Raw genomic sequence first — 13,203 nt, 5'->3', positions numbered from 1 at the left:
TTTAATTGAAGTAAAACAACAAATCCCCCGTAACTTTTCACAACAAAAAATCGTTTAACAAAAGAAAGGATTTTCAATCATGAATGGGGGAGAAACATGAAGATTTTAATTCTAGGTGGTACACGTTTTTTAGGAAGAGCTTTCGTAGAAAAAGCTTTAAAAAGAGGACATGAAGTTACATTATTTAATCGCGGAACGAATAAAGAAGTTTTTCCTGAAGTAGAGCAGTTAATCGGTGACAGAAATGATGATGTTTCAAGTTTAGAAAATCGAAAATGGGATACGGTAGTCGACACGTGTGGATTTTCTCCGCATCACATTAGAAATGTTGGAGAAGTCTTACGGGATAATATAAAGCATTATATATTCATTTCAAGTCTTTCCGTTTATAAAGATTGGATTCCGCATCATATAAAAGAAAGTTATATTTTACAACCCGAACCAACGGGTGATCAAATAAAGGCTGTGGAGAATGATGAAGTTTCTCCTTATGAGTATTACGGTGCGCTGAAAGTATTGTGTGAAAAAGAAGCAGAGAAGTATTGGCCGGGGCGTGTTTTACACGTAAGAGCAGGACTTCTTTCAGGGATGTTTGATTATACAGATCGGCTTCCATACTGGATTGGGCGTGTAGCAAAGGGAGGAGAAGTGTTAGTTCCAGGAAGAAAGGACCGTCCAGTGCAGATAGTTGATATAAAAGACGTCGCAAACTGGGGACTAAACATGGCAGAAAACAATAAAGCAGGTACATTTAATGTAACGGGTCCGAAAGATGAATTGACGATGGAAGAGTTATTAAATACGTGTAAAGAAGTTACGAATAGCGATGCTGAATTCGTTTGGGTTGATGAATCGTTTATGCATGAAAATAAAGTACATCCATGGACGGAAATGCCATTATGGCTTCCCGAAACTTTTTCATTAGAAGGTGAAACAGATCCGTGGAAAGGTGGATTCTCTATTAATATAGAGAGCGCAGTTAAAGAGGGTCTTACTTTAAGAAGATTAGAAGATACAGTTACAGACGTGTATGAGTGGATGAAAGAAACGAAAGGTAGGGAATTTAAGGCAGGTATTTCAATTGAAAGAGAAAAGGTGCTGTTAGATAAGTGGTATGAAATAAAGAGAGGTTAAATAAGAATCCTATGAAAAAAGGACTCTGTCTATTGGTTAAACAGAGTCCTAATATTAGTCTACCACTCAATCGGTTCTTCCCCGTACATTTCCCATAGCTTAGGAAACATCTTTTTCAAACCTTCTTCGTCATCTTCATCCCAGTCTAACTCGATATCAACTTCCTCAAATTCTTCATTTGATAAGACATGGTATAGTGTAAAGTATGTATCATCTTCATCCCCAGTCTTCTCCATATATACTTCTTGTCCGAAATATAGCGTAAGTTCTTCAATTTCTGGAACATCATACTCACTCAAATTTTCTAATACAGGAATTAACCGTTCTGGATCTTCAATACATGCTTCGTAAACTTCTTTTCCTTGGAACAATAACCACCCGCGGAAGTAATCAAAACTATCATCCGAACAACCGCCCATAATTATATATGCAGCTGCCCATAAGTGAGACGTATAGGAGGCTTTTAAAATATGGTGCATATGTGTGTCAAAAGCTACAATTTCATGTACTGTACGTTTAGCGAGGTGAGAAGTGAGCCATTCTATTTGTTCTTCTTGGTCTTCGCCTTTCGATTTTGCACGAGCAAGTAGTTCCCAAAAATTTTCTTCTGTTATCGTTTTTTCTTTTATGTAATCTTTCCCTAGAATAGGGTCGGTATATCCTTTTTTTCGTTTGGAAGCGATTAGTTTGTTAGCTTCTTTTATGCATTCTTCTTCTGTTTCTAATTCTTTCGCTTTCACACTACCAGCTGTGCCAATTTTTCCGTAAAACACAACGTAGTCTCTATCTTTCACAACGATTTTCCAAAACTTATTTGATTTCTCAGTTTGCTGGATTAATAACGTTTCCATTTGTACCCCCATAGTGCTTTTCTAGTGTGCATTGTGATTGTAACATATGTATAAATACCTGTAATGACAAAAAGGTAAGTGTAGTTTTCGGAAAGTTCGAAAATTATTGAATGAAATAGAAAAATTTAGTAATCTTATTTGTACAGCACATACATAATAGTTTTGTAATGATACATTGGAGGGATTCGTTGTGGATCTTACATTTAAAGTAGAGGAAACATGTTTTAATTACCGCGTTGGAGCAATTTGTAAACATGATAATAAAATACTCATTCTGCAAGGTGACAGTGAAGATTTTTGGTATGTACCGGGTGGACGAGTGAAAATGCTAGAAAGTAGTGAAGATGCGTTAAAACGAGAGCTTGCTGAAGAATTAGCTGTTCCTATTAAGGTGAAGAGATTAATATGGTCAGTAGAAAATTTCTTTACACTTTCTGAGCGAAAGTTTCATGAGATTAGTTTTTATTATGAAGTAGAATTGCATGAGTTACCTGCAAATGGGGCTGATCAATATATTCTAGAAGAAGAAGGTAGAAGGTATTTATTTATGTGGGTGCCGGTAGAAGAGTTAGATGCGTATAACTTACAGCCAGCGTTTATAAAAGATAAAGTAAAGGATATATCAATTCATACAGAACATATCGTTTTGCAAAAATAAGCGTGTTTGGAGGGGAAAACGGTGAAGGGGACTAAAAAAGAGATACATATAGATAATAAAGTCATTCGTTACACACATATCGAAAAAGGTTCTAATACAATCTGTTTTATGTTCTCAGGCTCAGGCTACAATTATGACAAGCCGTTATTTTATTATGCAACGATGCTTATGCTTGAAAATAAAATAGATGTAGTACATATTCATTATTCCTACGATGGACAGTTAATGGAAAAACCAATGGAAGAAGTAACGAAAGTAATGATGGATGATATTAATCCTATCATTAATGAAGTGCTAAGAAATGGACAATACAACGATTCGATGTTTTTAGGAAAATCACTCGGAACAATCCCGATTGCAAATGATTTAATGAAGAGAGAAGAATTTGCACAGTCAAAAATGATACTACTTACACCTTTACTAACTTTTGATTCCATTTTTGATTCGATCTTACATAGTCGTCATGAAGGGCTTTTAGTAATTGGAGACAAAGATCATCAATACAATGTACATCAAATGAATCAAGTACATAAAACGAATTTAAAAATTGATGTTGTTAAGAACGCTAATCATTCTTTAAATGTTGGGGAATTTGAAACAGAGAATTCAATTACAGTTATAGCAAAAATGATAGGGAAACTGGAAGAAACAATAAAAGATTGAATGAATAATAATTATTGATTTACATGTAAAAGAGGTGCTTATTGCGCCTCTTTTTTATGCTCAAACTTTAATTCCTATGAGGCAACGCCCGCATTAAAGAGGAATATTACTTTTCTATTTCCTATAAAAAACGGATAACAATTTTTAATAGTAATTATTACAATTTAAATACGGAAAATTCAGAAAAATATTTAGAAACTTAAGGGAGGTAATTGAAAGCGTTTACTGTTGTTGAGGTACAAGAAAAGAAGATTCCCATATAAGGAGGCTATTAAGATGAAATCGATTAACCCGATGAATGTGATAGACGAAAGCCGTATTCATTCCATGCATATTTGGTTAATATTTTGGTTATTTATCGTAATTGCATTTGATGGATATGATGCTGTTATTTATGGAGCATCAGTACCTTCGCTCATTAAAGAGTGGGGAATATCGGATGTTACAGCAGGGGCAATTGGTAGTTATACAGCTATAGGAACAGCAATTGGTGCTGCTTTCTTTGGTTTATTAGCTGATAAAATAGGTCGTAAAAATATCATAATAGTAACTACAATCTTATTTAGTCTATTTACATGTCTATCTGGTTTTGCGAACGGTCCTGTAATGTTTGCGATTTTTCGTGTTATCGCAGGTATAGGGCTTGGCGGAGTTATGCCGAATGTAATTGCTATAGCAACAGAATTCTCGCCAAAACGAGTTCGGACTGCTATCGTATCATTTATTTTTTGCGGATATTCAATTGGAGCAATGGTAGCGGCACTTACAAGTCGTTCCCTTCTTACGACAGCAGGATGGGAGCCAGTTTTTTGGTTAGCAGGAATTCCGTTATTGTTTATCCCGTTTTTAATGAAAAGTATTCCTGAGTCTATTGGTTTTCTTTTAATGAGAGGAAAAATAGAAGAAGCGAAAAAAGTAATAGCTAAGGTAAATCCAGAGTTAAGTAAAGATGCGGCAATTGAATTTACAAAACGACCGACTAAAGAAGTAGGTTCTCCTGTTGTTAAGTTATTTGAGGAAAAGCGCGCCGTAAGTACAATTATGTTTTGGATTTCATGTTTTAGTGCTTTCGTACTCATTTACTCTATGAGTACATGGTTACCAAGGCTTATGATGCAGTCAGGATACGATCTTAAATCAAGTCTCTCATTTACAGCTGTCATGCAAATCGGAGCTATCATTGGAACTCTCATATTCGGTCCAATAGTAGATAAAATTGGATTTAAAAAAGTACTTGTCCCATTATTTTTCTGTGGAGCAATTGCATTATCACTCATCGGATTTGTAAATAATATGTTTGTTGGATTTTTGTTAATTTCAGTAATTGGTGCTTCTTCTGTTGGACTACAAAATATGTCAAATGCATTTGTTTCTCAATATTATCCTAGTAATATGCGCTCAACAGCGGTAGGAAGTACAATGGCCTTTGGGCGTCTTGGAGGTGTGGTAGCTCCAACTTTGATAGGTATTCTACTTTCCATGCATTTATTGCCTCAATATAATTTTGCAGCAATTGCGACTGCTGCTGTAATTGGCGGTATAGCATTGTTATTTGTGAAAGAAGAACACGGGATTTATTATAAAGAGAAAAAAGAAATCACTAGTAGAGATAATAATGTAACTACAGCAAAATAGTAAATGATCAATCCCGGGGATACATTTCTTCGGGATTTGCATTTGTTCAGTGAGTAATTAGAATATTTACTTTTATTTTATGTAACGTTTCTTATACAATAGATAGAAAGATGAAATGGGGGATTGGGCGTGTCTAGTAATAAGAGAGAGAGATTAATGAAAAGAATAGAATATCATTTGCGAAATACATCACGCCAGCTTATTAAAATTGATACGGAAGAAGAGGCGCTTCAATATTTAACTCATTCCTTTTGCGCGGAATTACATTGTGATTTCGTCGCTGTAATTTTTAATGAAGGTGGACAATTTTTGCCAAAAGCCTGGAGTGGTAATTTAACTTCTTTAGCTTCGGCGTTTCCACTTCATTCTGATGAATGTTCCTCCAAACTACAATACCAAAGCATGACGGATCAAACGGCAGATTTACCAGAAGTGTGTCTTCTATCTGAAACTTTGAAAAATGCTGGGGTGGAGACTTGGTTTACTGTTCCATTAAAAGATGATATCCAGCATTTTGGTTTTTGTATTGTCGCCTTTTCAAGTCATATCCCGCTTTTAGATATGGAAATTTCATTTGAAGAGTTTGGAAAAGATATAGCAGTGGCAATAGCTGTAGCGAGACAAAAAGAGTCACAGTTGAAAAAAATTGAAGGGTTTGGATGGATTAGTAAAAATCTGTCGCTAGATGTTCCATTAGAAAATCATGTATATGAGGTAACCTCTAAAGCCGGAAATGAAACAAATTCGAATTTTGCTTGTGTTTATTTATATAACGAGACTGAAAACTGTTTTGTTTTTCAAGCACCTTCATATGGAGAAATGAAGAAGCCATACAAAATTATGGTTGAGGATAAATATGTATTAAAAGAACACTTTCCATTTTTTGAAACGATTGGTGGTGAACAGTATACTGCTCCAATCATTATTGATATGAAACCAATTGGAGTATTACATGTTGAAAAGGAATGCGAAGGGTTTTTTACGGAAGCAGATGCGAAATCACTTGAAATGATTGCAAATCATTTAGCAACTATACTAGATAATGCAAGGTTATATAATGGTGAGAAAGAGCATAAGCAACGTCTTCATTTTCTATTAGATTATCAGCAAGCATTATTAAAAGAAACGGTCGATGATAATAATTTTGAAGGCATTACAACAATGCTTGGTAATCTATTTCAAGATACAGTATTTATTTTTGATAGATTTATGCAACCAATAGCATTTCATGATGAAAAGGATAGTCGCTTAGCAGAACATTTAGCTGAACTAACAAGAGAAGAACGTAAAAAGAAAAGATTTACTGATACTTTCCAAATTCATGATCCGAATAATAGTGATTATTGTTTTTCGTTTTGGATCATTAATGGGGGCGGTAATTTTTTAGGATATTTAGCAGTACGAAGAAATAGCGGGGGGATGGATGAATTTGATCAATTAACGGTTGATTTAGCCCGAAATATATGCTCCATCCAGTTTATTAAACAAAAGCTCGTTCTAGATACGAAAGAACAGATGAAAGACAGCTTTATTAGTAAATTATTAACTGAAAGAATTGAGGACCGAGATAATATTTTGCAATATGCAAACTTGTATCAATGGGATCTTTTCAAAAAACATCGAGTCGCGGTATTATCAATTTCACTCGATGAGAAAGAATTAAAGAAAGGAAACCTACTCGAACAACAAGCGAAAAAGTCACTTATATGGGATTTGATTAAGACGCGTGTTCCAGAACTAGGGACAGGCATTTTAGCAGTATCCCATAACGATGAACAACTTTTAATTGTTCCAATTGAAAATCAGAAAAAGGGCGCAGATACATTTTGGGAATCGATGTTTTATAGCATAAAAAAATGGATTGGCTCATCACCTATAGGCTGTCGTGTTTTATTAGGGATTGGCGGTGTTACAAAACAGTTGGAAGATTATTATACTAGTTATCAGCAAGCTATACAGACTTTAAATATTTTAGATAGTCGCTTCCGCAAACAGGGGTTTGCACTATTTGAAGATCTAGGATCGTATGCCATTTTACATCATTTAAATCATTCAACAGCTGTAGATCTTTTTGTTAAGAAACAAATCGGTCCGCTAATTGAATATTCAGAAGGCAAGAATATTGATTTATATAATACATTACATGTATTCTTACAAAACAATGGAAATGTAAAAAGTGCTGCAGAAGAACTTTTTATTCATAGAAGTTCACTCTTATACAGGCTAGAAAAAATTGAATCGCTCATTTCAGTTGATTTAAATCATGCTGAAGTTAGATTTAATTTAATGATGGCGTTGAAGCTTTATGATATGCACGGGGAAGTAGTAGGGTAATAGAAGTTTATATTTTCAGTGATGTTCTATTTTGATAAAAGGAGGTTTCACCTTTATCCGAAATCTCTTTTATCCCAATGATTAAAGTTGCACTTTATTTTTATATAATTGTTTTTCAAAACTTGTTACACTATATAGGTATTTAAAAGGAATTATAGAGTTGAAGGTGATATGCATGAAGAAATATAAAATAGGAGAAGTAGGAAAGGAATTTGGAGTTTCAATAGATGCTTTAAGGTTTTATGAAAAGAAAGGGTTCCTAAAACCACAAAAAGACAAAGATAACGGTTTTAGATTTTATACATATGAGGATTTTGGAGTATTTTTAGCAATTAGAAGCTTTAGACAGATGGGATTTCATGTAAAAGAAATTGGATCGGTTTTTAACGGTTTAGAGTATGATGACATAATGAAAAAATGTAATGATAAAATAGCTGAAAAAAATGAAGCAATAAAACAGTTAGAGTTAGAAACAAAGCAAATAAATGAATTTATGAACTTATTAAACGAATATAAACAAGAAGATAGGCGATGGGTTATAAAACAAGCTGAGACTTATTATTTTCTCAAACATGTTCATTTAAATGAAGGAAGGTTATGTGTAAATCCTCTATTAAAGAAATGGTTAAATTTCTTGCCAACAGTTTCCACAGCATTATGTATTCCACTTGAAGAATATAAAATGAAAAATATAGATAATAGTTACTGGGTAATGGCTATCTCTGAATCAAAGATGAAAGAATGTCAATTACCTATGGATGATTCAGTTATTCAAATACCTATGGGAGAGTGCTTGAATTATTTATATGAAAAAGACGTGGATGAACCGTTATCATCGTTGATATTAGATGAACCATTCCATATTATGCAGGAACAGGGATACGCTCTTAATGGAGATGTTTTATGTCGATATGTTTGTGAAACAAAGAGTCAAGACAAAACAGTTGAACATTATATTATTATGATTCCTATTATTAAATCAAACGGTACAAAGTGACTTGAAGTAGAGAAGGAAATGAAAAAATGCATGTAATTGTTAGACACAGTCTACAGTTACATGCATTTTTTTTGAAACAAAAGAGTTTTTATACGGTGTTTAGCTAGGTTTATCCAGCTATTTATGGGCAGTAAACGCCCGATTGGTATGGGCTGATAATCAGTAGGGAATGAACAAAATCCCATTGATTAAAGTTACACTTTATACAAATTATACAAAATAAATGAATTAATTAAATTAAGCTATTGACCCTAGTCTTAGACCATAGTTTATATTGAACCTATGAAGAAAGCGCTTGCAGAAATAGAAAGTATGCAAAGCACTTAAAATAAATATTGGAGGTTTTTATTATGAGAAACATCGTACTTTTATGTAATGCAGGTATGTCTACAAGTATGTTAATGAACAAAATGAGAGGGTATGCAGAATCAGCAGGTTATAACTGTGAAATTAATGCTTATGCACTAACTGAAGCAAAAAATGTTGGGCCAACAGCAGACATCATTTTATTAGGACCACAAGTTCGATATGCATTAAATAATGTGAAAAGCCAATTGCCAGAAAAGCATATTGAAGTGATTGATATGGCAGCTTACGGCATGTTAGATGGAAAAAAAGTAATTGAGCAAGTGAAAAACATTTTAGGTGATTAAAAGATTATACATAGGGAACATACACGAGCTTTCGAGTTATGTCAGTTATGAAAAGTACATATTTTGAGGGAGGTCATCTTCTGAAAAAGATAAGAAAATTTCCAATTTTATGTATGGTAATAGGGAGCTTGGCAGGTGGTTTGGTACTTTCAGGATGTTCATCAGAAAGTAAAGATAAGGATTTAAAAGACTCAGATATAACACTTATAACAAATGTTCTTCCATATGGTGAAGTAGGAGCTACCGTCGTTTGTGATTTTGGAGATACAATAGATAGCTCAAAATTAACAAAAGATAGTTTCAAAGTTGAGGTGGAAGTGAATGGGAAGCCTCAAAATAGAAAAATAAATAAAGTGTACACAAATAATAAAGCTGAGGTATCAGAGACTTCAAAAGACGGACAATACGTTGTAATCGAATTAGATGAAAACGAAAAATATGCATCTACCTCAACATTTAATGAAGAAAAATTTTTAAGCACAAGAGATAATTTAGACTATAAATTATCTCTTATGAAAGATATTAAGACAAAAGATGGTGCAAATTTTAAAGCATCCGAACAGAAAAATAAAATTTCAAATGTAGTTACTCCAGTTGTAGATGATTTTAAAAAAGGGGTATATCAAGATACATCTGGAAGCAAAATGCAATATAGACTTTTTGAGCCTAAAAAAGAGGCTAACAAAAAATATCCATTAGTCTTATTTTTACATGGATCAGGTGAACGTGGAAATGACAACTATATGCAAGTCGTAGGGAATGAGGGTGCTGTAGCGTGGGCTAATCCAGAACAGCAAAAGAAAAACCCTGCATATGTGTTAGCTCCTCAGGTTAAAGCAACTGAAACCCTTACAGCATATTGGACCGAGGAACCTAACTATTCTACTATGTTGAATTTACTCAAAGAAACCATCGATAAATATGATATTGATAAAAATCGTATATATGTTGTTGGTATGTCCAATGGTGGAATTGGGACTTGGAATGTTATTAAGAAGAACCCAGATCTTTTCGCAGCTGCTGTTCCGATTTGTGGAATAGGTGATTTGCCGGAAAATAAGCTTGTCAGTGAATATGAACCGATGCAAGATACTTCAGTATTCAAAGATATTAAAGATATGCCAATTTGGGTCTTCCATGCAGAAGATGATCCGCTAGTTGATGTGAGATATAGCAGAGATGCTGTACAAGCGATTAAAGAACTAGGTGGTTCTTTGGTCAAATATACAGAATATCCAACTGGAATCGTTCAACCGATGGGACACTTCTCTTGGGTACCAGCTTTGCAGGATAAAGAGATGATAAATTGGTTGTTTAATCAGTCAAAATAATTTTTAAATATCTTGATTATAAAAATAGCATTCTACTCATGTAGGTGGTGCATGCACATTTTTATAAGCCCATAAGGAGAATTCATAATGAGTAAAAAGATAGTATCACTTTGCTTGTTAGCTTCTTTAACAGTTTCATTATTTGGATGTTCAGCAAATGAAGACCAAAAAGTGAAAGAGAAAAAAGAAGAAAAGCCGGTTGAGTTTTATTTAGTAAGGCATGGGAAAACGATGCTAAACACGACTGATAGAGTACAGGGGTGGGCAGATGCGCCCCTTACTAAAGATGGAGTTGAAGTGGCAGAGTATCTTGGTAAAGGTTTGAAAGAAGTTAAGTTTGAAAAGGCATATAGTAGCGATAGTGGACGTGCAATAGAAACTGCGAAAATTGTATTAGATCAAAGTGGAAATAAAGATATGAATATCAATCAAAGTAAAAATTTGCGTGAAGTGTGTTTCGGTGAGTTTGAAGGGGAGTTAAATCATACTTTTCGGGAAAAACTTGCACAAGCAAATAATATGAGCCATGAAGAATTTATGAATAATTTCGACATCGATATTATGCAAAAAACTGCAGCGAAGATCGATAAGAGTAAACAGGCTGAAGATACTGAAACAGTCACAAAGAGAATGAAAAACGAAGTTGATAAAATTGCAAAAGAAGTAGCAGAAGATGGCGGCGGTGAAGTCCTTGTTGTATCACATGGTATATCTTTAATGGATCTATTATATTCAATATCTCCTGAATCTTTAAATGAGGTTGAAGAAGGGTTAGGAAATGCAAGTGTTTCAAAAGTTGTATATAAAGATGGGAAATATAAAGTTCAATCTGTAAATGATATGAGCTACGTAGAAAAAGGAAAAAAGTAAATTAATTAAAAGTCAGAAATGTTGGAGGTAATTATGAAGCTGTTAGAAGGGATAAGAAACGGATTAGAACGAATCATCACACCACTAACAAATTATCTCGGAAATAGTAAAGTAGTGAATGCTATTACATCAGGGATGATGATGACGATTCCTGTTACGATTGGTGTTACATTGTTTGCTATTTTAGGTAATCTACCATTTAAAGGGTGGAAAGAATTTTTAATTCAAATTGGTTTATATACGCACATGCAAGACATGATTAGTGCGACACTTAGCTTGTTAGCAGTATATATGGTTGTCATTATCGCTTATTCTTATGTGAAAGAAGAAGGCATGAACGGAATGACAGCTGCTGTTATAGCATTAGGTAGTTTCTTATGCTTAATGCCAATGTCAATTAAAGTTGGAGAAGAACAAATACCAGCCATTTTAAATCAGTATTTAGGTAGTGATGGAATATTCGTTGCCATGTTTGTCGGCGTGTTCACCGGTAAATTGTACTGTGCATTAAAAAGAAAAAATATTGGAGTAAAATTACCAGAATCGGTACCACCTATGGTAGCTGATGCGATTAATCCAGTATTTATTTCAATCATTATTTTCACGCTTATCTTCTTTATTAGAGTAATATTTGGCTATACTCCATATGAAAATATTTTTAACTTTGTAAGTCAAGTAATCTCGTTACCTGTAAAAGTAATTGGATCGTCTGTATGGTCAGTTATTGCTATCTTTACTTTTATGAATTTATGTTGGTTCTTCGGTTTACATCCAGCTCCAATCATAAATGTATGGTATAGTGCGACGGCTCCATTATTTACGGCAGCAATTACAGCTTTCGCTTCAGGAACACCTTTTGCGGAAATTCCTTATTTAGGATTTAGTTTAATGCATTTTGCAGTTGCCATTGGTGGAACAGGAAATACGTTAGGTTTAGCAATAAATCTACTATTTGCGAAGTCACAGCAATATAAATCACTTGGGAAAATCGGTATCGTCCCAAATATCTTTAATATTAATGAGCCGATTGTATTTGGATTACCGCTTGTTCTGAATCCAATCTACTTTATTCCATTAGTAGCATCTTCAATAGTTGGCGGGTTAATTTGTGTCGTATTCCTTAAAATCACGGGAATTTTATCTACCTTTAATCCACTTATTGAATTGCCATGGGTAACACCAGCACCATTTGCAGGTTATATTTCTGGTGGTTGGTTACTATTAATCATGACGGTATTAATTATTATCTCTCAAATTCTACTATATTATCCGTTCTTTAAAATGGGAGATAAGAAAGCTTATGAGGCAGAACAACAAGCAGCACAACAATAATAATGAGTCCCTCAAAAGCCCGATTATTTCGGGCTAGTAATCAGTGGGAATGAGCTAAACCTCACTGATTGCTTTTTAAATAATAAAAATAAAAAAATGTTAGGAGAATAGTTATGGAACAAAATGAATTAGTAGTATTTCAAATTATATCAGCAGTAGGTAGCGCACGATCTTCCTATATTGAAGCAATTCAAGAAGCAAAAATGGGTAACTTTGAACAAGCAAGACAATTAATGAATGAGGGTAGTGAAACTTTCATTGAAGGGCATAGAGCGCATGCTGGACTGATTAGTAGAGAAGCAGCTGGTGAAAAAGTAGAAGTAAGCTTATTGTTAGCACATGCAGAAGATCAATTAATGAGTGCAGAAGGATTTAAAATAATAGCGGAAGAGCTAATTAGTGTTTATGAAACATTTTTAGTGAAACAAGCTTAATATAAAGTGAAATTTTAATCAGTGGGGGGTTCATCCCACTGATTATCAGCCCTCACCGATCGGGCATTTACGGGCAGCCCGACTCCCACCTAACTACTTTGCTCCACCTGAATTTTGAGGTGGGAGTTTTACTGCCCACAAATAGCGGAATCAACAAACTATAACAATACTATTTTTGAAAAGGACAGGTAAAAATTATGCTCAATAGTTCATTTAAAAAAGACTTTTTATGGGGGGCTTCCACACATCCATCAACTTAAGGATTTAGACTATTCTTAAACTTAAAAGCACGTTACTATTCTCTTATGTTA

Annotated in this window: 12 protein-coding genes; 11 read left to right on the top strand and 1 reads right to left on the bottom strand. The window is 34.1% G+C overall.

Translation table 11 applies throughout. The features are described from left to right. Positions 1-96 precede the first annotated feature (96 nt). Positions 97-1,134 (top strand): SDR family oxidoreductase, encoded by a 1,038-nt coding sequence (locus BAU23_RS17950; RefSeq protein ID WP_071734923.1) that lies wholly within the window; start codon positions 97-99, stop codon positions 1,132-1,134. Between the two features lie 59 nt (positions 1,135-1,193). On the opposite strand, the gene BAU23_RS17945 is transcribed toward BAU23_RS17950, so the two are convergent. Further along, the gene (locus tag BAU23_RS17945; protein ID WP_071734922.1) at positions 1,194-1,985 is read right to left on the bottom strand and encodes a DUF4240 domain-containing protein; all 792 of its coding nucleotides are present in this window, start codon (positions 1,983-1,985) and stop codon (positions 1,194-1,196) included. 190 nt (positions 1,986-2,175) lie between these two features. Here BAU23_RS17945 and BAU23_RS17940 point away from each other — a divergent pair, with 190 nt between their 5' ends. From BAU23_RS17940 to BAU23_RS17895, 10 genes are all read left to right on the top strand, one after another. Further along, the gene (locus BAU23_RS17940; RefSeq protein WP_071734921.1) at positions 2,176-2,643 is read left to right on the top strand and encodes an NUDIX hydrolase; all 468 of its coding nucleotides are present in this window, start codon (positions 2,176-2,178) and stop codon (positions 2,641-2,643) included. A gap of 21 nt (positions 2,644-2,664) precedes the next feature. Continuing rightward, entirely contained in the window at positions 2,665-3,306 is a 642-nt protein-coding gene (locus BAU23_RS17935) for a hypothetical protein (protein ID WP_000679129.1), read from the top strand. A 276-nt stretch (positions 3,307-3,582) separates the two neighbouring features. Further along, positions 3,583-4,941 carry an MFS transporter gene (locus BAU23_RS17930; RefSeq protein ID WP_000836226.1) on the top strand — a complete coding sequence of 453 codons (1,359 nt, stop codon included), beginning with the start codon at positions 3,583-3,585 and terminating at the stop codon, positions 4,939-4,941. Between the two features lie 129 nt (positions 4,942-5,070). Then, complete coding sequence (locus BAU23_RS17925) at positions 5,071-7,275, top strand: helix-turn-helix domain-containing protein (RefSeq protein ID WP_071734920.1); 2,205 nt, start codon at positions 5,071-5,073, stop codon at positions 7,273-7,275. 175 nt (positions 7,276-7,450) lie between these two features. Then, entirely contained in the window at positions 7,451-8,272 is an 822-nt protein-coding gene (locus BAU23_RS17920; protein WP_000760112.1) for a MerR family transcriptional regulator, read from the top strand. A gap of 350 nt (positions 8,273-8,622) precedes the next feature. After that, positions 8,623-8,925 carry a PTS sugar transporter subunit IIB gene (locus tag BAU23_RS17915; protein ID WP_001244592.1) on the top strand — a complete coding sequence of 101 codons (303 nt, stop codon included), beginning with the start codon at positions 8,623-8,625 and terminating at the stop codon, positions 8,923-8,925. Positions 8,926-8,963: 38 nt separating this feature from the next. Then, entirely contained in the window at positions 8,964-10,256 is a 1,293-nt protein-coding gene (locus BAU23_RS17910) for a prolyl oligopeptidase family serine peptidase (protein WP_071734919.1), read from the top strand. An 87-nt stretch (positions 10,257-10,343) separates the two neighbouring features. Then, positions 10,344-11,126, top strand: a complete 783-nt coding sequence (locus BAU23_RS17905; RefSeq protein WP_000038011.1) for a histidine phosphatase family protein — start codon at positions 10,344-10,346, stop codon at positions 11,124-11,126. A 33-nt stretch (positions 11,127-11,159) separates the two neighbouring features. Then, a complete protein-coding gene (locus BAU23_RS17900) occupies positions 11,160-12,458 on the top strand; it encodes a PTS sugar transporter subunit IIC (RefSeq protein WP_000770437.1) in 1,299 nt (432 codons plus the stop codon). A gap of 113 nt (positions 12,459-12,571) precedes the next feature. Then, positions 12,572-12,892 (top strand): PTS sugar transporter subunit IIA, encoded by a 321-nt coding sequence (locus BAU23_RS17895; RefSeq protein WP_000437094.1) that lies wholly within the window; start codon positions 12,572-12,574, stop codon positions 12,890-12,892. Positions 12,893-13,203: the final 311 nt, after the last annotated feature.

Origin of the sequence: Bacillus nitratireducens, from assembly GCF_001884135.1 — a bacterium.
Classification (GTDB): Bacteria; Bacillota; Bacilli; order Bacillales; family Bacillaceae_G; genus Bacillus_A; species Bacillus_A nitratireducens.
This window is presented reverse-complemented; position numbering and strand designations above follow the sequence as displayed.